The organism is Enterobacter sp. HMSC16D10, assembly GCF_001807145.1.
In the GTDB taxonomy this organism is placed as follows: domain Bacteria; phylum Pseudomonadota; class Gammaproteobacteria; order Enterobacterales; family Enterobacteriaceae; genus Enterobacter; species Enterobacter roggenkampii.
Genome location: NZ_KV787878.1, coordinates 321,831 through 341,888, shown reverse-complemented (window position 1 = coordinate 341,888; position 20,058 = coordinate 321,831). Strand labels below are relative to the sequence as shown.

General features: G+C 56.0%; 17 protein-coding genes and 1 pseudogene. 16 read left to right on the top strand and 2 right to left on the bottom strand.

All coding sequences use genetic code 11. From position 1 onward, the window contains the following. The 4 genes from araG to otsA all read left to right on the top strand — a co-directional run bounded on the left by araG (position 1) and on the right by otsA (position 4,895). Complete coding sequence (gene araG, locus HMPREF3143_RS12520) at positions 1-1,515, top strand: L-arabinose ABC transporter ATP-binding protein AraG (protein ID WP_045354294.1); 1,515 nt, start codon at positions 1-3, stop codon at positions 1,513-1,515. 11 nt (positions 1,516-1,526) lie between these two features. Continuing rightward, positions 1,527-2,516, top strand: a complete 990-nt coding sequence (gene araH, locus HMPREF3143_RS12515; RefSeq protein WP_171843394.1) for an L-arabinose ABC transporter permease AraH — start codon at positions 1,527-1,529, stop codon at positions 2,514-2,516. Positions 2,517-2,692: 176 nt separating this feature from the next. Next, positions 2,693-3,496, top strand: coding sequence for a trehalose-phosphatase (gene otsB, locus HMPREF3143_RS12510; RefSeq protein ID WP_070533242.1), 804 nt, complete (start codon positions 2,693-2,695; stop codon positions 3,494-3,496). Next, complete coding sequence (gene otsA / locus HMPREF3143_RS12505) at positions 3,471-4,895, top strand: alpha,alpha-trehalose-phosphate synthase (RefSeq protein ID WP_047747351.1); 1,425 nt, start codon at positions 3,471-3,473, stop codon at positions 4,893-4,895. Before otsB ends, otsA begins: the two co-directional genes overlap by 26 nt. 15 nt (positions 4,896-4,910) lie before the next feature. Here otsA and uspC read toward each other — a convergent pair whose 3' ends face one another. Continuing rightward, entirely contained in the window at positions 4,911-5,339 is a 429-nt protein-coding gene (gene uspC / locus HMPREF3143_RS12500) for a universal stress protein UspC (protein ID WP_070533240.1), read from the bottom strand. A 795-nt stretch (positions 5,340-6,134) separates the two neighbouring features. Between uspC and flhD the strand changes: the two genes are divergently transcribed. The 6 genes from flhD (at position 6,135) to cheW (ending at position 11,567) form a co-directional block, all read left to right on the top strand. Next, positions 6,135-6,485 carry a flagellar transcriptional regulator FlhD gene (gene flhD / locus HMPREF3143_RS12495; RefSeq protein ID WP_008500415.1) on the top strand — a complete coding sequence of 117 codons (351 nt, stop codon included), beginning with the start codon at positions 6,135-6,137 and terminating at the stop codon, positions 6,483-6,485. Between the two features lie 2 nt (positions 6,486-6,487). Next, positions 6,488-7,066, top strand: a complete 579-nt coding sequence (gene flhC, locus HMPREF3143_RS12490) for a flagellar transcriptional regulator FlhC (RefSeq protein ID WP_008500416.1) — start codon at positions 6,488-6,490, stop codon at positions 7,064-7,066. A gap of 123 nt (positions 7,067-7,189) precedes the next feature. Beyond that, positions 7,190-8,077 (top strand): flagellar motor stator protein MotA, encoded by an 888-nt coding sequence (gene motA / locus HMPREF3143_RS12485; RefSeq protein ID WP_008500417.1) that lies wholly within the window; start codon positions 7,190-7,192, stop codon positions 8,075-8,077. Beyond that, positions 8,074-9,003: a flagellar motor protein MotB gene (gene motB, locus HMPREF3143_RS12480; RefSeq protein WP_008500418.1), complete on the top strand. Its 930-nt coding sequence runs from the start codon at positions 8,074-8,076 to the stop codon at positions 9,001-9,003. Before motA ends, motB begins: the two co-directional genes overlap by 4 nt. A 4-nt stretch (positions 9,004-9,007) precedes the next feature. Next, positions 9,008-11,044, top strand: coding sequence for a chemotaxis protein CheA (gene cheA / locus HMPREF3143_RS12475; RefSeq protein WP_070533238.1), 2,037 nt, complete (start codon positions 9,008-9,010; stop codon positions 11,042-11,044). Between the two features lie 19 nt (positions 11,045-11,063). Further along, positions 11,064-11,567: a chemotaxis protein CheW gene (gene cheW, locus HMPREF3143_RS12470; protein ID WP_008500420.1), complete on the top strand. Its 504-nt coding sequence runs from the start codon at positions 11,064-11,066 to the stop codon at positions 11,565-11,567. Between the two features lie 96 nt (positions 11,568-11,663). Here cheW and HMPREF3143_RS12465 read toward each other — a convergent pair whose 3' ends face one another. Further along, positions 11,664-12,929, bottom strand: a complete 1,266-nt coding sequence (locus tag HMPREF3143_RS12465) for a dicarboxylate/amino acid:cation symporter (protein ID WP_008500421.1) — start codon at positions 12,927-12,929, stop codon at positions 11,664-11,666. A 430-nt stretch (positions 12,930-13,359) separates the two neighbouring features. Between HMPREF3143_RS12465 and HMPREF3143_RS12460 the strand changes: the two genes are divergently transcribed. From HMPREF3143_RS12460 to tar, 6 genes and pseudogenes are all read left to right on the top strand, one after another. After that, positions 13,360-13,932 carry a Csu type fimbrial protein gene (locus tag HMPREF3143_RS12460; RefSeq protein WP_008500422.1) on the top strand — a complete coding sequence of 191 codons (573 nt, stop codon included), beginning with the start codon at positions 13,360-13,362 and terminating at the stop codon, positions 13,930-13,932. A 12-nt stretch (positions 13,933-13,944) separates the two neighbouring features. Beyond that, positions 13,945-14,493, top strand: a complete 549-nt coding sequence (locus tag HMPREF3143_RS12455; RefSeq protein WP_032635222.1) for a Csu type fimbrial protein — start codon at positions 13,945-13,947, stop codon at positions 14,491-14,493. Positions 14,494-14,509: 16 nt separating this feature from the next. Beyond that, the gene (locus HMPREF3143_RS12450; RefSeq protein ID WP_045352284.1) at positions 14,510-15,268 is read left to right on the top strand and encodes a fimbrial biogenesis chaperone; all 759 of its coding nucleotides are present in this window, start codon (positions 14,510-14,512) and stop codon (positions 15,266-15,268) included. Further along, a pseudogene (locus HMPREF3143_RS12445) lies at positions 15,244-17,628 on the top strand (fimbria/pilus outer membrane usher protein). The gene HMPREF3143_RS12450 and the pseudogene HMPREF3143_RS12445 overlap by 25 nt, the downstream one beginning before the upstream one ends. Next, positions 17,625-18,590, top strand: coding sequence for a Csu type fimbrial protein (locus tag HMPREF3143_RS12440; protein ID WP_023293967.1), 966 nt, complete (start codon positions 17,625-17,627; stop codon positions 18,588-18,590). The pseudogene HMPREF3143_RS12445 and the gene HMPREF3143_RS12440 overlap by 4 nt, the downstream one beginning before the upstream one ends. 84 nt (positions 18,591-18,674) lie before the next feature. After that, positions 18,675-20,058: methyl-accepting chemotaxis protein II (gene tar, locus HMPREF3143_RS12435; protein WP_254668431.1), on the top strand; the 1,384-nt coding region annotated here is incomplete at its 3' end.

Sequence of the window (20,058 nt, the reverse complement as noted above, 5' to 3'; positions counted from 1 at the left end):
ATGCGACAGTCTGATCCGTATCTCTCTTTTCGCGGCATCGGGAAAACCTTCCCCGGTGTGAACGCGCTGACCGATATCAGCTTCGACTGCTATGCCGGCCAGGTTCACGCCCTGATGGGGGAAAACGGTGCGGGAAAATCCACGCTGTTGAAAATCCTCAGCGGCAACTACTCGCCAACAACCGGCACGCTGGCGATCCGCGGCGAAGAGGTCTCTTTTGCCGATACCACGGCGGCGCTCAATGCCGGGGTGGCCATTATCTATCAGGAGCTGCACCTCATCCCTGAGATGACCGTGGCGGAAAATATCTATTTAGGACAGCTCCCGCACAAAGGCGGCGTGGTGAATCGTTCGCTACTTAATTATGAAGCGGGGCTGCAGCTAAAACACCTGGGGCTGGACGTCGATCCCCAGACGCCGCTGAAATATCTCTCCATCGGCCAGTGGCAGATGGTTGAAATTGCCAAGGCGCTGGCGCGTAACGCCAGAATAATTGCCTTCGATGAACCCACCAGTTCGCTCTCGAAGCGGGAAATCGAAAATCTGTTCCGCGTGATCCGTGAATTGCGTCAGGAAGGCCGGACGATTTTGTACGTTTCGCACCGCATGGAAGAGATATTTGCTCTCAGCGATGCCATCACCGTGTTTAAAGATGGACGCTATGTGCGCACCTTTACCGACATGGCGCAGGTGAACCATGACCAGCTTGTTCAGGCGATGGTCGGACGCGATCTGGGTGATATCTATCACTGGCATCCTCGCCAGTACGGCCCTGAGCGTCTGCGCCTCGATAGCGTAAAAGCGCCGGGCGTCAGAACGCCGATTTCGTTATCCGTACGCAGCGGTGAAATCGTCGGCCTGTTTGGTCTGGTAGGCGCGGGGCGTAGCGAATTGATGAAAGGGCTGTTCGGCGGTACCCGTATTACCGATGGGCAGGTCTCCATTGACGGCGAGCGGGTAGACATTCAGAAACCGGCCCACGCGATCGGGGCGGGAATGATGCTCTGTCCGGAAGACCGGAAAGCAGAGGGCATTATTCCGGTGCACTCGGTACGCGACAACATCAATATTTCCGCCCGCCGTAAGTTTATTCGCGCAGGTTGCCTGATAAACGATAGCTGGGAGTCGAGTAATGCCGACCACCATATTCGTTCACTGAATATCAAAACGCCGGGTCCGGAACAGCTGATCATGAATCTGTCAGGCGGAAACCAGCAGAAGGCCATTCTGGGCCGCTGGCTGTCGGAGGACATGAAGGTCATCTTGCTGGATGAGCCGACGCGCGGTATCGACGTGGGGGCAAAACACGAGATTTATAACGTGATCTACGAGCTGGCAAAACGCGGCGTGGCGGTGCTTTTCGCCTCCAGCGATCTGCCGGAGGTGCTGGGCGTGGCCGACCGCATTGTGGTGATGCGTGAAGGCGAAATTGCCGGCGAATTACTTCATGAACAGGCGAATGAACAACAGGCGTTGAACCTCGCCATGCCTAAAGTTAGCCAGGCCGTCGCCTGAGTAAGGAGTTAATGATGTCCTCTGTTACTACATCCGGAGTGCCGAAGTCGAAGTCGGCGTTGAGCGTTGGGCGTATCTGGGATCAGTACGGCATGCTGGTGGTGTTTGCCGCACTGTTCGTCGCCTGCGCGATCTTTGTCCCCAACTTTGCCACCTTCATTAATATGAAGGGGCTGGGTCTCGCCATCTCCATGTCCGGGATGGTGGCCTGCGGGATGCTGTTCTGTCTGGCCTCCGGCGATTTTGATCTGTCGGTGGCGTCGGTGATTGCCTGTGCAGGCGTTACGACGGCCGTGGTGATCAACATGACGGAGAGCCTGTGGATTGGCGTTTTTGCCGGTCTGTTACTCGGCGTCATCAGCGGCCTGGTGAACGGTTTTGTTATCGCGCGCCTGAAGATTAACGCCCTGATCACGACGCTTGCGACAATGCAAATTGTCCGCGGGCTGGCCTATATCATCTCCGACGGTAAAGCGGTGGGGATTGAAGACGAGCGTTTCTTTACGCTGGGTTACGCCAACTGGCTGGGTCTGCCTGCGCCTATCTGGCTGACCGTGGCCTGCCTGATCCTGTTCGGCTTCCTGCTTAACCGGACCACCTTTGGCCGTAATACGCTGGCGATTGGCGGTAACGAAGAGGCCGCCCGTCTGGCCGGGGTGCCGGTGGTGCGCACCAAGATTATTATCTTTGTGCTCTCGGGGCTCGTTTCTGCCGCGGCGGGGATTATTCTGGCGTCGCGTATGACCAGCGGCCAGCCAATGACCTCTATCGGTTATGAGCTGATCGTTATTTCGGCCTGCGTGTTAGGGGGCGTTTCCCTCAAGGGAGGCATCGGAAAAATCTCATATGTGGTGGCCGGTATCCTGATTTTGGGCACGGTAGAGAACGCCATGAACCTGCTGAATATTTCGCCGTTCTCGCAGTACGTGGTGCGTGGTCTGATCCTGCTGGCAGCGGTGATTTTCGACCGTTACAAGCAAAAAGCGAAGCGTACCGTGTAACCGTTTTGCACCTCTTTTATTGCTCAACTTATAACCATAGTTGACCCCTTCACCGCCCCGCCAGTAAAACTGACGGGGCGGTTGTCAAATGGCGAGCGACGTCACACTGTCTATACTTACATGGCTATGAAAGAGGTAAAGGCGTTTACCTCTCGTCAACCGTAAGGAGGAAAAGGGTGGCTGACTTGTTAACCGCACCGCCTGTACTGCCCGGACATTATGCTTTCTTTTTTGATCTCGACGGCACGCTCGCCGGGATAAAACCGCACCCCGATCAGGTGTCTATTCCGGAGGCGGTGTTACAGGATTTGCATCAGCTCTCGCTCATGAATGAGGGAGCACTGGCATTGATATCAGGGCGCTCAATGGCCGAGCTGGATCTGCTCGCCAGTCCATACCACTTTCCGCTGGCCGGTGTACACGGAGCGGAGCGCCGCGACATCCATGATCAAACGCATATCGTTTCACTCCCCGACGCACTCACGCAAACGCTCCAGAAGCGGCTCTCTGCTGCGCTGGCCGACCTGCCTGGCACCGAGCTGGAAGCCAAAGGCATGGCCTTTGCCCTGCATTATCGCCAGGCACCGCAGCACGAAGATGCCGTGCTCGCGCTTGCTCAGACGGTTGCGGATGCGCATCCACAGCTGGCGCTGCAGCCGGGCAAATGCGTGGTGGAATTAAAGCCGAAGGGAATTAATAAAGGCGCAGCCATCGCCGCCTTTATGGCGGAGGCGCCATTTAAGGGCCGGACGCCTGTTTTCTTTGGGGATGACCTGACCGACGAGGCCGGGTTCCGTGTGGTTAATCAGGCCGGAGGGATCGCCGTTAAGGTAGGGCCTGGTGACACTGTCGCCGAATGGCGGCTGGCGGATGTCGCCAGCGTCTGGCAGTGGGTATCTGATATCGCTAACCAGCAACAACAACAAATAGCGCAAAACAAAGGAGGAAACCATTATGGGTCGCTTAGTCGTCGTCTCTAACCGAATCGCACCGCCTGATGATAAAAAAGCCAGTGCGGGTGGCCTGGCGGTAGGGGTGTTAGGTGCCTTGAAAGCCGCTGGCGGGCTGTGGTTTGGCTGGAGCGGAGAAATCAGTGAAGAAGAGAAACCGCTCACAAAAGTGACGCGCGGTAACATCACGTGGGCGTCGTTTGCACTGAAAGAGAAAGACTACGACGAGTATTACTCGCAGTTCTCGAATGCCGTGCTGTGGCCGGCGTTTCACTATCGTCTTGACCTGGTCAAATTCCAGCGTGAATCCTTCGAAGGCTACGCGCGCGTGAATGCGCTGCTGGCGGATAAACTGCTGCCATTGATAGAGGAAGACGATATTTTATGGATCCACGATTATCACCTGCTGCCGTTCGCCAGAGAGCTGCGAAAGAGGGGAGTGAATAACCGGATTGGCTTCTTCCTGCACATCCCGTTCCCGACGCCGGAAATTTTTACCGCGCTGCCGCCGCATGAAGAGCTGCTGGAGGCGCTGTGTGACTACGATTTGCTGGGCTTCCAGACGGAAAATGACCGCCTGGCATTCCTGGACTCCGTGTCAGGGAAAGCGCGTCTGGTGACCAAAGGCGGGAAAACCCATACGGCGTGGGGAAAAACGTTCCACACCGAAGTGTATCCAATAGGGATTGAACCTGACGAAATCGCGGAGCAGGCCTCCGGCCCGCTGCCGCCGAAGCTGGCGCAGCTTAAGAATGAACTCAAGCACGTGAAAAATATCTTCTCGGTCGAGCGTCTTGATTATTCTAAAGGGCTGCCGGAACGCTTCCTGGCGTATGAAACGCTGCTGGATAAATATCCGGAGCATCACGGTAAAATCCGTTATACCCAGATTGCGCCGACGTCGCGCGGTGAGGTTCAGGCCTATCAGGATATTCGCCATCAGCTGGAGACAGAAGCCGGGCGCATTAATGGCCGTTACGGTCAACTGGGCTGGACGCCGCTGTTTTATCTGAATCAGCACTTCGACCGCAAGATCCTGATGAAGGTCTTCCGCTATGCGGACGTTGGCCTGGTGACGCCGCTGCGCGACGGGATGAACCTGGTCGCGAAAGAGTATGTGGCAGCGCAGGACCCCGCCGATCCGGGTGTGCTGGTGCTATCCCAGTTTGCCGGGGCCGCAAATGAGCTTACCTCGGCGCTGATTGTGAACCCTTACGATCGCGATGACGTGGCGAATGCCCTGAACCGCGCGCTGACCATGCCGCTCACGGAACGTATTTCCCGCCATGCTGAAATGATGGCGACGATCCGGAAGAACGATATTAACCACTGGCAGGCGCGTTTTATTCAGGATCTCCGCGATATCGCCCCACAAAGCCATGAAGGCGATTTACAAAAAAAGATCGCAACTTTCCCTAAACTTGCCTGATATTTCCCTGGGGGGTTAACGCCCCCCAAGCGGCACTAATAACACGTCAACCTGACTTGATGCGACAATGGATTTCGCCGCGCAGGCCGCGCGAGATAAAAAGCTGTGGTTATGATTCCCGCATATCACTAAATCAATATTCTGTTTACGACACATGTCGAGAATATGGGCATTAAGTTCTCCTGTCGCAATTACGGTTTCATAGACAGGATAGCGTGCCTTTTCGACCAGCTCGCGCAGAAATTGCTGCGTTTCCTCCTGAAGTACCTCACGAATATCCTCCAGCATGGGGGCAGCCAGCTGATTATACATCTCGGGTTCGGCCGCAAGCGTGATGAGGCTGATGCGGGCATTGTGGGGTCTGGCAATGGAAACTGCCCGGGCGACGAGTTGATGGCTTTCTGGGGAAACGGCAACAGAAACAAGTAGATGGGAGTAACTCATGGCGCACTCCTTGGGTGTCTGACTGACAGCGTTTGATCACCTTTACCGCGATTTTCCGGGTTCTGCAAGGGCTGATTACGACATTAGTGTGAAGCTTATCATAATTATTCATTAATTATTCTTATAAGAAGAATAACTGAAAAATGCGCCTAAATGAAAAAAATTAACAACTTAACGTAAATCACACAATTTTATGCCTTGACTGTTGAATCGTTTTGATGCGTTACAAAATCATTTCGAATGATCACGCTCTGAAACATCTTTTTTGGGCTGCCTGCATAACTCTATGTTTTTTCACAGTAAGAAAAATGTTTCCCGGAGGGGTGAATGATGTAAATGTTTCCGCGCGACGTCCACCCGAGGAAAAGCACGTTGCATGCCAGTTCTGATCCCCCTTCTGCATGAGTATTCGTCAATTAAGAATACAAAACAGTGTCGATTGGTTAATAATTGAACAAATTACAAGTCATACTGATGGATTTATGGGTCATATTCACTTAAATTGTGTGACGTAGATCACATTTTTTTTAAATTTGAGGATGGCTGGATTGTATGTGTCAAAACTGACGAGTAGAGTTTGCGTCGAATTAGGAAAAATCTTAGTTATTTGTAAGAAATGATAAAACATGTAAGAGACGCATTCGCGTTTCCTCTCTTACGCGTTTCGATGAATACAAACCTAAATTCAACTATGCATTTAGCCTTTTCTTTTTTATACCGGGTGATTTCCCGGCGACATCACGGGGTGCGGTCTTTCCGCATAAAAATAATAGTTGGTTATTCGGGATGGGAACAATGCATACATCCGAGTTGCTAAAACATATCTATGACATCAATTTGTCGTATTTACTGCTCGCGCAGCGTTTGATTAGTCAGGACAAGGCGTCCGCGATGTTTCGTCTGGGTATTAACGAAGAGATGGCAACCATGCTGGGCGGTTTAACCCTCCCGCAGATGGTTAAACTGGCTGAAACGAATCAACTGGTTTGCCAGTTCCGTTTCGATGATTCACAGACAATAACGCGTCTGACGCAGGAGTCCCGTGTAGACGATCTTCAACAGATCCATACCGGTATTCTTCTCTCTACTCGCTTGCTTAACGAAATCAGCCAGCCTGATGACGTAGCCCGTAAGAAAAGGGCCTAGCAATGAGCGAGAAAAGCATTGTTCAGGAAGCGCGTGACATACAGTTGGCCATGGAGCTGATTACGCTGGGTGCTCGTTTACAAATGCTGGAAAGCGAGACGCAGTTGAGCCGTGGTCGTCTCATCAAACTGTACAAAGAGTTACGTGGTAGTCCCCCGCCGAAAGGCATGCTGCCGTTTTCTACCGACTGGTTTATGACGTGGGAGCAGAATATTCACGCTTCCATGTTCTGTAATGCCTGGCAGTATCTTCTCAAAACCGGTTTGTGTAGCGGCGTTGACGCCGTGATCAAAGCCTACAAACTTTACCTTGAACAATGCCCACAGCAGGAAGAAGGTCCTCTGCTGGCGCTGACCCGCGCATGGACGCTGGTGCGTTTTGTTGAAAGCGGAATGCTTGAGCTGTCGCGCTGCAACTGCTGCAACGGCAATTTCATTACCCATGCTCACCAACCTGCAGGCAGCTTCGCCTGTAGTTTATGTCAGCCTCCTTCCCGTGCAGTAAAAAGACGTAAACTTTCCCGGGATGCTGCCGATATTATTCCACAACTGCTGGATGAACAGATCGAACAAGCTGTTTAACCCGAACGTGTGGGAAAGATTCCAGCAGCGGTAAGCGATTACCGCTGCTTTTTTTTACCCCGCGAACGGTCAACGCTGCGAGCTGGACGTCCTTGCCATAGTCACTAGCGGAAGGATGATGTCGTGCTTATCTTATTAGGTTACCTGGTAGTTCTCGGTACAGTTTTCGGCGGTTACATGATGACCGGCGGGCACCTTGGAGCACTCTATCAACCGGCTGAACTTATTATCATCGGCGGCGCAGGGGTAGGGGCTTTTATCGTTGGCAACAACGGTAAATCGATCAAGGGCACGCTGAAGGCAATTCCGTTGCTGTTCCGTCGCTCAAAATACACCAAAAGCATGTATATGGATCTGCTGGCACTGCTCTATCGCCTGATGGCGAAGTCGCGTCAGCAGGGCATGTTCTCGCTTGAGCGGGATATTGAAAACCCGAAAGAGAGCGAAATTTTTGCCAGCTATCCGCGAATTCTCGCTGATGCCATGATGCTGGATTTCATCGTCGACTATCTGCGACTGATCATCAGCGGCAACATGAATACCTTCGAAATCGAAGCGCTGATGGATGAAGAGATTGAAACCCATGAAAGCGAATCGGAAGTGCCGGCTAACAGCCTGGCGCTGGTCGGCGACTCGCTTCCGGCATTTGGTATCGTTGCTGCGGTCATGGGGGTGGTTCACGCCCTGGCCTCGGCAGACCGTCCGGCAGCTGAGCTCGGCGCGCTGATTGCCCATGCGATGGTGGGTACCTTCCTCGGTATTTTGCTGGCGTACGGCTTTATCTCTCCGCTGGCCAGCGTGCTGCGCCAGAAGAGCGCGGAAACCACCAAAATGATGCAATGCGTGAAGATCACGCTGCTCTCTAACCTCAACGGTTATGCGCCACCGATCGCGGTTGAGTTTGGCCGTAAAACGCTTTACTCCAGCGAGCGTCCGTCGTTTATCGAGCTTGAAGAACACGTGCGTGCGGTGAAAAACCCAAACCAACAGACGACAACTGAGGACGCATGAAAAACCAGTCCCATCCGATCGTCATCGTAAAAAAACGCAAGCACAAGGGCGGTGGGCATGGCGCGCACGGCTCGTGGAAAATCGCGTACGCCGATTTTATGACCGCAATGATGGCGTTCTTTCTGGTGATGTGGCTGATCTCCATCTCCAGCCCAAAAGAACTGATCCAGATTGCCGAATATTTCCGCACGCCGCTGGCAACGGCGGTGGCCGGCGGGCCGCGTATCTCTAACAGCGAAAGCCCGATCCCGGGCGGCGGCGATGATTACACCCAGCAGAAGGGTGAGGTGAAAAAAGAGCCGAACATCGACGAGCTGAAACGAAAGATGGAACAGGCGCGGCTGAAAAAACTGCGTGGCGATCTCGATCAGCTGATTGAAGCGGATCCGAAGCTGCGCGCGCTGCGACCGCATCTGAAGATTGACCTGGTGCAGGAAGGGCTGCGTATCCAGATTATCGACAGCCAGAACCGCCCGATGTTTAAAACCGGGAGTGCGGAAGTCGAACCGTACATGCGCGATATTCTGCGTGCCATTGCACCGGTGCTGAACGGCATTCCTAACCGAATCAGCCTGTCAGGCCACACGGATGATTTCCCGTACGCCAGTGGGGAGAAGGGATACAGCAACTGGGAACTTTCTGCCGACCGTGCCAACGCCTCGCGCCGCGAGCTGGTGGCAGGTGGGCTTGATGATGGCAAGGTACTGCGCGTAGTCGGCATGGCCGCAACCATGCGCGTTTCCGACCGCGGGCCGGATGATGCCATCAACCGTCGTATCAGTCTTTTAGTGCTGAACCAGCAGGCGGAGCAGGCCATCCTGCATGAAAACGCCGAAAGTCAGAATGAGTCACTGGACGATTTAAAACAGCCTGGGGCCGTTCCTTCGGCTGCCGTTCCAACATCGCCACCAGCCAATCCGAGGTGATAGCGTGAGCATGGATATTAGCGATTTTTACCAGACATTCTTTGATGAAGCCGACGAATTGTTGGCCGATATGGAGCAACACTTGCTCGATTTGGTGCCCGAAGCACCGGATTCCGAGCAGCTCAATGCCATCTTCCGTGCGGCGCATTCCATTAAAGGCGGAGCCGGAACGTTTGGATTTACCATCCTGCAGGAAACGACCCATTTAATGGAAAACCTGCTTGATGAAGCACGACGCGGTGAGATGCAGCTCAATACCGACATTATCAACCTGTTTTTGGAAACCAAAGATATTATGCAGGAACAGCTCGACGCCTATAAAAGTTCGGCAGAGCCTGACGCCGCCAGCTTTGAATACATCTGCAATGCGCTGCGCCAGCTCGCGCTGGAAGCCAAAGGTGAGGTTACCGCAGCCGTGGTTCCTGCCGCAAAACTGAGCGTTGTGGATACGGTTGCCGCACAGGCGTCTGCCCCTGCCGACGCACCGGCGGGCAAACTGCGCGTGGTGCTGTCTCGCCTTAAAGAGAATGAAGTTAACCTGCTGGAAGAAGAGCTGGGTAACCTGGCGAAATTAAGCAATGTGGTTAAAGGCAAAGACAGCCTGGCCGCGACGCTTGATGACGGTATTGGCCAGGACGATATCGTGGCGGTGCTGTGCTTTGTGATTGAAGCCGATCAAATCGCCTTCGAAACCGAAACGGTCGCGGTTGATGCCCCTGCGGCTGTGGAAGAGGCGGCTGTTGTCGCTCAGGCTGCCGCACCGGCTGTGGCGCCTGCGGCTCCGGCGCTCAAGGCGGTGCCAAAAGAGGCTGCTGCACCGGGCCGTGGTGAAAAACCTGCCGCGCGCTCCAGCGAGTCGACCAGCATCCGTGTCGCCGTTGAGAAGGTTGATCAGCTGATTAACCTGGTGGGCGAACTGGTGATCACCCAGTCGATGCTGGCGCAACGTTCAAACGAACTTGACCCGGTCACCCACGGGGATTTGATTACCAGCATGGGCCAGCTGCAGCGTAACGCCCGCGATCTGCAGGAATCGGTCATGTCCATCCGTATGATGCCGATGGAATATGTCTTCAGCCGCTTCCCGCGTCTGGTTCGCGATCTCGCCAGCAAGCTGAATAAACAGATTGAACTGACCCTGATGGGCAGCTCAACCGAACTGGATAAAAGCCTGATCGAGCGCATCATTGACCCGTTAACGCACCTGGTGCGTAACAGCCTCGACCACGGTATTGAACTGCCGGAAAACCGCATTGCCGCAGGGAAATCCCCGGTCGGGAATCTGATCCTGTCTGCGGAACATCAGGGCGGAAACATCTGCATTGAAGTGACCGATGACGGCGCAGGTCTGAACCGCGAGCGCATCCTGGCAAAAGCGATTTCGCAGGGAATGGCGGTCAATGAAAACATGACCGACGAAGAAGTGGGCATGCTGATCTTCGCACCGGGCTTCTCTACCGCAGAGCAGGTGACCGACGTCTCCGGGCGCGGCGTGGGCATGGACGTGGTGAAACGTAACATCCAGGAGATGGGCGGCCACGTTGAGATCCAGTCCAAACAGGGTTCCGGCACGACCATTCGCATCCTGCTGCCGCTGACGCTGGCGATCCTCGACGGCATGTCCGTCAAAGTGGCGGACGAAGTCTTTATCCTCCCGCTGAACGCCGTGATGGAATCCCTCCAGCCGCGTGAGGAAGATCTGCATCCGCTGGCGGGCGGCGAGCGCGTACTCGAGGTTCGCGGTGAGTACCTGCCGCTGGTGGAACTGTGGAAAGTGTTCGAAGTGGACGGGGCGAAGACCGAGGCCACGCAGGGTATCGTGGTGATCCTGCAAAGCGCGGGCCGCCGCTACGCATTGCTGGTCGATCAGCTGATTGGTCAGCACCAGGTGGTGGTGAAGAACCTCGAAAGCAACTACCGCAAAGTGCCGGGTATTTCTGCCGCCACCATTCTGGGTGATGGTAGCGTGGCGCTGATCGTCGACGTGTCGGCGCTTCAGGGATTAAATCGTGAACAACGTGTGGCGTACACAGCCGCCTGATTAAGTAGAAGGTAATAACATGACCGGTATGAGTAATGTAACGAAACTGGCGGGCGAGCCATCAGGACAGGAATTTCTGGTATTCACTTTAGGCGATGAAGAGTACGGCATCGATATCCTGAAAGTGCAGGAAATCCGTGGTTACGACCAGGTTACCCGCATCGCTAACACGCCTGCGTTTATTAAAGGTGTCACCAACCTGCGTGGCGTCATTGTGCCCATCGTGGATTTGCGCGTGAAGTTCAGCCAGGGCGACGTTGACTACAACGACAACACCGTGGTGATCGTCCTGAATCTGGGGCAGCGCGTGGTGGGGATCGTGGTGGATGGCGTGTCTGACGTGCTTTCCCTGACCTCTGATCAGATTCGTCCTGCGCCAGAGTTTGCGGTCACGCTGTCGACCGAATACCTGACCGGTCTGGGCGCGCTCGGCGAGCGTATGCTGATTCTGGTGAACATTGAGAAGCTGCTGAACAGCGATGAGATGGCGCTGCTGGATATCGCCGCGAGTCACGTAGCCTAAAACAAAGCCGGGTGGCGCTGACGCTTACCCGGCCTACGCGTTCGAGCCATTTGTAGGCCGGGTAAGGCGAAGCCGCCACCCGGCTTTTTCATGCCATTACGCTTCCTGCTTTACCAGTTCAGCTTCAGCTTCCGCGTCCCGCGCGCCTTCATTCTGCGACAGCATGGCGGTCGCAATACCATTACCCAGAACGTTAATTGCGGAACGGCCCATATCCAGGAAGTGGTCGATCCCCATCAGCAGCAGAATACCGGCGACCGGAATGTTAAAGCTTGGGATCGTCGCGGCCAGCACCACCAGCGAGGAGCGCGGTACGCCCGCAATCCCTTTTGAGGCCAGCATCAGGGTCAGCATCAGCACCGTCACCTCAGAGAAGCTCAGATGAATGTTGTACGCCTGCGCGATAAACATCGAGGCGAAAGAGCAGTACACCATCGACCCCACCAGGTTGAAGGAGTAGCCAATCGGCAGTACGAAAGAGGCGATGTTGCGCGAGCAGCCAAAACGCTCCAGCTGCTCCAGCGTTTTAGGGTAGGCCGCTTCAGAACTGCTGGTGGTAAACGCCACCAGAACCGGATCTTTCAGCATGCTGACCAGGCGGAACACCTCTTTTTTCAGCACCATGTAACCCACGGCCAGCAGCACCATGCAGGTGAGAAGAATGGCAACATAGTAGCCGCCAATAAAGGAGGCATAGTTCAACAGAATGCCCAGGCCCTGCGTGGCGATGACGGAGGAGATTGCCGCGAAAATGGCCAGCGGCGCAACGTACATTACGTAGCCTGTGACCTTCAGCATAATATGAGAAACCACGTCCAGCGCGGCCACCAGCGGGGCGTTGAATTTCTGCCCCAGCGACGCGCCGCCAATGCCGAAGAACATGGAGAACACCACAATCTGCAGGATCTCATTGTTCGACATCGCCCCCGCGATGCTGGTCGGAATGGTATGAGACAGGAACGCTTTCAGCGTCATCCCACCAACGGCTAATCCGGTATCCACCGCCTCGGTCGGGACGGTCAGGTTCAGTCCGCTGCCCGGATGCTCCAGCGTGACGATAAACAGGCCGACCAGAATTGAGAGCACGGATGAGCTGATAAACCATACCATCGCTTTGCCGCCCACGCGGCCAATGGTGGAGGTTTCGCCCAGCTTCATAATGCCGACGGTGAGCGTACTGAAGACCAGCGGCGCAATGACCATTTTGATCAGTCGCAGGAAAATATCGGTCAGAAGGGTAATATTATCCGACCAGGCTTTGATGGCATCCGCAGATGCATATTCATGAATTGCTGCCCCTGAAAGAATACCCGCCAGCATGAATATCACGATGAAGAGTGTGAGTTTGTTTGCACTTGCCACGAAAAAAGACCCTCTATGCGCTTCAGATGTAGCCCGCACCGATACATATAAATTTTTTATTACGACGCGGGAAATTATTCGGCACATAAATTGACGCAAAGCGTAGGGGGATACAACTCCTTTTTAAGTTTTATTAATTTTGTTGTTATTGCCCTGACGATATATTGTGATCTGCATCACACTTTAATGGATATATTCTCTCCTGATAGCATGAAAATGCTGAAAAAAATAACTTAACTCTCTGTTATTTAAGGAAATAAGAAGTCAATAAGACAAAGTGCTTATGCGTTATGGGGCAGGTGGTCGAAGCGATATCCGTAAACTAAATTCTCAATAACCCCCCTCAGAGGAACATTAAGCGGGGCTAACATCTTGAACGACAAAAATAAAACGTGGCAAGGGAACGGAGACGTCTTCTGGAGGGTGGTAAATGAAAAGAAAACTCCTTTTGATCTGCGCAGGCACCTTACTGACTGCGACAACGGTCCATCAGGCGCTGGCCGTCACCAGTAGCGGCACCATCGGCGCGACGCTGACGCTCACGAACGGTTGTCTGATAAACGGATCGCCCACGCAAAACGGCATTAACTTCGGGACACTGGATTTCGGCACCCATCCCGCAACGTTTTCCACTCTGACCACGCAGCTCACCGGCGCCAGCGGCGGAAACACCTTCACTATTCAATGTACGACCGCCAGCTATACGGTGGCGATCACCGGCAACACCAACTCCACCGCACCCGGCACCGTTGTCGGCACCCCGGGAACCCCTGCGCGCTATCTGGTTAACACCGCCAACGCGGCACAGGGCGTGGCATACAGCCTGTACAGCGACAGCGGGTTTAACAGCGTGATTGCCAATAACACCGCGCTGCCGATCGCCTCTACGGCCGGAGGGGTGGACAGTTACACCCTCTACGGGCGTATTACCGGCGGCGGTAACAGCGTGACGGTCGTCCCGGGCACCTACACCGACACGATTAACGTCAGCGTCACCTATTAGTCCTGCACCGCCATGAAGGCAACTCTTACTGGTCTGCGCATATGCGCAGAGGGACACGTGCAGCCTTTTTTCGCGCTGATCGTCGGATTGCTGATGGCGCCCGCGGCGGAGGCGGTGACGTCGCAGTCCTTTAAGGTCAGCGCGACGATTGTTCCGGGATGCGCGGTGGCCACCGGCAGCGGAGGGGTTCTCGGGACGCTGGATTTTGGCACCCATAACGGCGTCGAGAGCGCACCGGTAAGCACCAGCTTTGTGCCAAACGGGGCGTTGTCTATCGCCTGCACGCCGGGCGTGGCGCTGAGCATGAGCATTAATGGCGGACAGAATTATTCAACCGTTCGCCGCATGAAGCGCTCGAACGGCGCCGACGTGGTGGGATACCGGCTTTACAGCAGCAGCTCGCTGGCAGCGAACAGCGAAATTGGCGTCAACCAGGCGATACCGGTGACCTATAGCAACAGCAATAACATCGCGCTGCCGCTTTTTGGCGTGGCGCTACTGACCGGATTTAGCCCGGCAGGAACGTATTCCGATCAGCTCACCGTGACCTTGTCATGGTAATAAAGGGAGAGTGTTGATGAAGCCAGTTTTCAGACCTGTTTGTCTGGCGGGCGCGTTGGGAATGGCTGTGGCAACCGGTCAGGCGCAGGCGGCAGCCACCATTCTGCTCTGGCCTATCGACCCGTGGCTTGCGGCAGACGCCAACGCCACGGAGCTGTGGATCCAGAACCAGGGAAACAGCGCCACCACGATGCAGGTGCGAATTGTGCGCTGGAAGCAGGAGGACGGACACGAACGCTACACCGCGCAGCAGGATGTGGTCGCCAGCCCGCCCATCGTCACGATTGGCACAGGCAGCAAGCAGCTTATCCGTCTTATTAAGCAGGCCCGCGTTCCCGCAGGCGTCGAACAAGCCTACCGCATTATCGTGGATGAAATTCCTCAGCCTGATGCCAAAGCAGAACCCGCCATCGGCCTCAAGTTGCAGATGCGTTACTCCATTCCGCTGTTTGTGTATGGCCAGGGGATCCCGACAATAAAAGAGGGGGCGCATCACGCGCTGGTGGAGACCCGGAACCTGAGCTGGCGGGTGACGCGAGCGGATGGGCAGCCGGTACTGGAGGTTCGGAATCGGGGGGATGTCCATGTCAGGCTGAGCCAGGTGGCGCTGGAGCAGGGAGGGCAGAAACGCACGGTCGCGGAGGGATTGCTGGGTTACGTACTTCCCGGCAGCACCCGCAGCTGGCCGATACCCGCAGGCGTTCGTCAGCCAGAGCGGATGAGCGCGCAGATTAATGCCAGGGACGCACAATGGCAGTCGACGCCCGTCAACTGAAGCCGGCGATGATGATACTGCTTTGCGTCAGTTCCGCGACCTGGGCTGAGTCCGGCGATGACAGCCTTCCGCCGCCGCCCTAGGCACAGGCGATACATGATGAAGCGGTCTTCCAGCTTGCCCTCGTGCTCAACCACTACGATACCGGTCTGGTCGTGCCCGTGACGCAGCGCAAAGGCGCTTTCTTTATCTCCAGCGCTGACCTGCTGCGCGCGGGACTGCCCCCGGAACATGTTCCTGCCGGAGAAGTGAATCTCTCATCGCTTTCTCAGGTTCGGGTGGAGTACGACAGCGCCGGGCAACGTCTGCTGCTGACCGTTCCCCGGGACTGGGTTGCATCCCGCGTGACGCCGTTCGGCGCGCAAACGGCGCAGGCCAAACCGCACTTCGGGCGCGGAGCGCTGCTTAATTACGATCTCTACACCAACCACACGGAGCATATCGGCGGACAGGCGTCCCTCTGGCATGAATTCCGCTATTTCAATGAGAACGGCTCGTTTTCCTCCACCGGCTATGCCCGGGAAAATTTCACCGGTAACGACGGTCAGCAGGAAGGGTATGTCCGCTATGACACGACCCTGCTGTTCACGAATGAGGATGACGCAATGAGCTGGAGCGTCGGGGACGTGATCAGCGATGCCCTGAGCTGGAGCTCCAGCGTGCGGATGGGAGGGATCAGCGTCGGGCGAGATTTCTCCCTGCGCCCTGACCTGGTGACGTGGCCGCTGCCCGAATTCGCGGGGGAAGCGGCGGTACCCACCTCGGTGGATCTCTTTATCAACGGCTATCGGTCCGGCTCAACCCAGCTTCAGCCGGGCCCCTTCACCCTGACCAATCTGCCCTATATCAACGGCGCCGGGGATGCGGTACTGGTCACGACGGATGCATTAGGGCGCCAGGTCAGCACCACGCTGCCGTTTTACGTCTCCAGCGACCTGCTTAAAAAAGGGCTGAGCGACGGCGCCGTGACGCTGGGCAGCCTGCGGCGTAATTACGGTATCAAGAATTTTGACTACGGCCCGGCGGCAGGCAGCGGTTCGTATCGCTACGGGGTGACGGACTGGCTGACCCTGGAAGGGCATGCGGAAGGGGCGCAGGAGCTGGCGCTGGGCGGGGCTGGGACGGTGATTAAACTCGGCCAGTTTGGCGTGGTGAATACCTCTTACTCGCAAAGCCGCATGCGCGGGGAGGCGGGCGGGCAAATCAACTGGGGTTACCAGTACAGCACCAGCGAGTACAGCGTGGCCACCCAGCACACGCGTCGGGACCGCGGCTTTGGCAATCTGGCCCTCTACGACCAGCCTGCGGTGTATGACGATAACGATAAACCCATCGCCAGCTTCAGCCGCAATACGGACCAGTATTCTCTGACCTTCAACCTGGGACAGTACGGCAACATCGGCGCAGCCTGGATTGGCGTGGAGAGTTTTGACAGTCAAAAAACCGAGCTGCTTAATCTCTCATGGAGCCGTAATTTGTGGGGCGCGAGCAGTATTTACCTCGCCGGGAGCCGGGACCAGCAGCGGGGAGACTGGACGGTCGCGCTGTCGCTGCAGGTGCCGCTGGGGGCACGCGACAGCGCCGCGTTCACCGTCGAAAACACCCCGGATGCGGGCAACACCCAGCGCATTAACTACAACCATTCCATGCCGTCTGACGGCGGCTTTAGCTGGAACATGGCCTGGGCCAACCAGTCAAAATCCAGTGACTATCAGCAGGGCACGCTGGGCTGGCGTAATAACAATATTGAACTGCAGGGCGGCGGCTACGGCGAAAGGGACATGATGACCTGGTGGGGCGAGGCGATGGGCGCGATTGTTCTGATGGACGGCGAGCTGTTCGCGGCGAATAAGATCAACGATGCGTTTGTGGTCATCAGTACCGACGGCCATCCGGACGTGCCCGTCAGCTATGAGAACCAGCCCGTTGGCAAAACGAATAACAACGGTTACCTGCTGGTCAGCGGGGTGTCGGCGTATTACCCGGCAAGCTACCGCATTGATACCCTGAACCTGCCGGCGGACACCCGGCTGAAAGAGACCGAGCGGCGAATTGCGATTCGGCGTCACAGCGGCTATCTGGTCGATTTCCCGATGGAGCAGGAGAGAGTGGCAAGCGTCATCCTCCACGATGCGCGCGGCCAGGCGCTGCCGGTGGGAAGCCAGGTCCGGCGTGCCTCGCGCAGCAATGCGGTGGTGGGGTATGACGGTATTGCCTGGCTGGAAAACCTTAGCGATGTGAATCCGCTGGAGGTGATCGCGCCTGACGGAAAACGCTGCAAGGTCACCCTGACCGTGGGAGCCAACCCGGAGCACAAGCTGCAAACCTACGGTCCGCTGGTGTGTCGGGAGGCGCCATGACGCGCCTGCTGTTTATGCTTCTGCTGCTGGTGGCCAGCGGCAGTTGGGCTGACTGTCGAGTCAGTACGGTCAACGCCGCGTTTGGGAGTGTAACCTCATTCGCGCTGAGTGGTTCTGGCGAAGTGGCAACCACCGGAACACTGGTCGTAGCCTGTGATGCGCTGGTGAACTTGCTGACCGGGGACACCATCACGCTGAATTTTGTCTCAGCTACCGTTTCGGCCAATGGTCGTGCGACCATGAAGCGCACCGACAACGCGGCCATCACCGATGTGATCCCGACGCGCCTGTGCGGGCAGTCGGGCTGCGCTAACAACAGCGAAGTGCAGACCAGTAAAACCTATACCTGGGACAGCAGTACCTTGTTAAATCTGATCGGCGGCAAACAATACAATATCCCTCTCTATTTCCGCACGGTACCGGGGCAAAATGTGACCGCGGGTCCTTATCAGGTGACGCTAAACTTCGATATCACCTACAGAGTCTGCTCGGTGGGCGTGCTCAACGCGTGTTTGTCGGGACTGCAAACCGGAACGAAAGGAACCAGCATCACGTTGGATATGACCGTCACCAACGATTGCAGCGCCATGACCACGCCGGACGTCAACTTCAACAGCGCGCCGCTGGTACAAAGTTTCCCCACCGTCTCACAGGCGATAGCCGTCACCTGTACCAAAGGCAGTACCTATACCATCGGCATTAACAACGGTGCTAACGCGCTGAATAACGTGCGCCGGATGGTAAGCGGCAGTAACTACCTCAGTTATGACATCTATAAAGAAGCCACGGGTAACCGATGGGGCGGCAGCGGCAGCGAACGCTGGACCAGCGCGACGTCGTCGCAGGTCAGTGCCGACGGTTTACTGCGTACCTACAACTACACCGCGAAAGTGCTGACTAATCAGGCCACGCCACCCGCCGGAACCTACACCGATACGCTGATTGTCGACGTGGCTTTCTAACCCCGCGCTTTTCCCTTTCTCAAATGTAAAGTTCCTGTTGGCTGTGCCGATAACACCGTTAATAAATCTATGAGAAGGTGTTGTATGTTGAACCGTATCCGCGTTGTCACAATGCTTATGATGGTGCTGGTCATTTTCGCACTACTTCAGCTTATCTCCGGCGGGCTTTTTTTCTCGTCATTAAAACAGAACCAGGACAGCTTTGCGGCCTCGAACGATCTCCGCCTGCAGCAGAGTGAACTCACCTCAACGTGGGATCTGATGCTGCAAACGCGTATCAACCTGAGCCGCTCGTCCGCGCGCATGATGATGGATCCCAACAATCAGCAGAGCAGCGCGAAAACCGATCTGCTGAAAAATGCCCGGGCGACACTTGCGGATGCCGCAAAGCATTACGAGGCCTTTAAGAAAATCACCCCGCAGCCTGCGATGGAGCAGGTGAGCCAGAATATCGACGAAAAATACAACGCCTACCATGCCGGTCTGGCAGAGCTGATTCAGTTCCTGGAGAGCGGCAACATGGACGCCTATTTCGCGCAGCCGACGCAGGGGATGCAAAACGCCCTCGGCGCGGCGCTGGGGGAATATGCAAAGGTCAGTGGCGATCTGTATCACTCCGCGTTTGCTGAAAGCCAGAATGACTACCGCTTTGCGAAATGGCAGATGGCGGTGCTGGCGCTGGCGCTGGTCATTGTGCTGATCGCGGTCTGGTACGGCATTCGCCATATCCTGCTGAACCCTCTCGGTCGCGTCATCGCCCATATTCGTGACATTGCCGGCGGTGACCTGACCAAAACGCTGACCGTGTCCGGGCGCAATGAGATCACCGAGCTGGCAAACAGCGTTGACCATATGCAGTGTTCGCTTATCGATACCGTCGCCAACGTGCGTAGCGGCACGGATGCCATCTATACCGGCACCAGCGAAATTGCGATGGGCAATAACGACCTCTCATCGCGCACTGAACAGCAGGCGTCCGCCCTGGAAGAGACGGCGGCCAGCATGGAGCAGCTCACCGCGACCGTGAAGCAGAACGCCGATAACGCCCGCCAGGCGTCTCAGCTGGCGGAAAGCGCCTCCGAGACGGCGCAGCGCGGCGGCCGCGTGGTGGATGGCGTGGTGAAAACCATGCACGACATCGCCGAGAGCTCGAAGAAAATCGCCGACATCATCAGCGTCATCGACGGCATTGCCTTCCAGACCAACATTCTGGCGCTGAACGCCGCCGTGGAAGCGGCGCGCGCAGGCGAACAGGGACGCGGATTTGCCGTGGTGGCCGGGGAAGTGCGCAACCTGGCCAGCCGCAGCGCCAACGCGGCAAAAGAGATCAAATCGCTGATTGAAGATTCCGTCTCCCGCGTCGATACCGGCTCCGTGCTGGTGGAAAGCGCCGGGGAGACCATGAATGACATCGTGAATGCCGTCACCCGCGTGACGGACATCATGGGTGAAATCGCCTCTGCGTCTG

What these genes read in the sequence shown, in the direction of transcription:
- araG (WP_045354294.1), top strand. Translation starts at nt 1, where the DNA reads ATGCGACAGTCTGATCCGTATCTCTCTTTTCGCGGCATCGGGAAAACC.
- araH (WP_171843394.1), top strand. Translation starts at nt 1,527, where the DNA reads ATGATGTCCTCTGTTACTACATCCGGAGTGCCGAAGTCGAAGTCGGCG.
- otsA (WP_047747351.1), top strand. Translation starts at nt 3,471, where the DNA reads ATGGGTCGCTTAGTCGTCGTCTCTAACCGAATCGCACCGCCTGATGAT.
- uspC (WP_070533240.1), bottom strand. Translation starts at nt 5,339, where the DNA reads ATGAGTTACTCCCATCTACTTGTTTCTGTTGCCGTTTCCCCAGAAAGC.
- flhD (WP_008500415.1), top strand. Translation starts at nt 6,135, where the DNA reads ATGCATACATCCGAGTTGCTAAAACATATCTATGACATCAATTTGTCG.
- flhC (WP_008500416.1), top strand. Translation starts at nt 6,488, where the DNA reads ATGAGCGAGAAAAGCATTGTTCAGGAAGCGCGTGACATACAGTTGGCC.
- motB (WP_008500418.1), top strand. Translation starts at nt 8,074, where the DNA reads ATGAAAAACCAGTCCCATCCGATCGTCATCGTAAAAAAACGCAAGCAC.
- cheW (WP_008500420.1), top strand. Translation starts at nt 11,064, where the DNA reads ATGACCGGTATGAGTAATGTAACGAAACTGGCGGGCGAGCCATCAGGA.
- HMPREF3143_RS12460 (WP_008500422.1), top strand. Translation starts at nt 13,360, where the DNA reads ATGAAAAGAAAACTCCTTTTGATCTGCGCAGGCACCTTACTGACTGCG.
- HMPREF3143_RS12455 (WP_032635222.1), top strand. Translation starts at nt 13,945, where the DNA reads ATGAAGGCAACTCTTACTGGTCTGCGCATATGCGCAGAGGGACACGTG.
- HMPREF3143_RS12450 (WP_045352284.1), top strand. Translation starts at nt 14,510, where the DNA reads ATGAAGCCAGTTTTCAGACCTGTTTGTCTGGCGGGCGCGTTGGGAATG.
- HMPREF3143_RS12440 (WP_023293967.1), top strand. Translation starts at nt 17,625, where the DNA reads ATGACGCGCCTGCTGTTTATGCTTCTGCTGCTGGTGGCCAGCGGCAGT.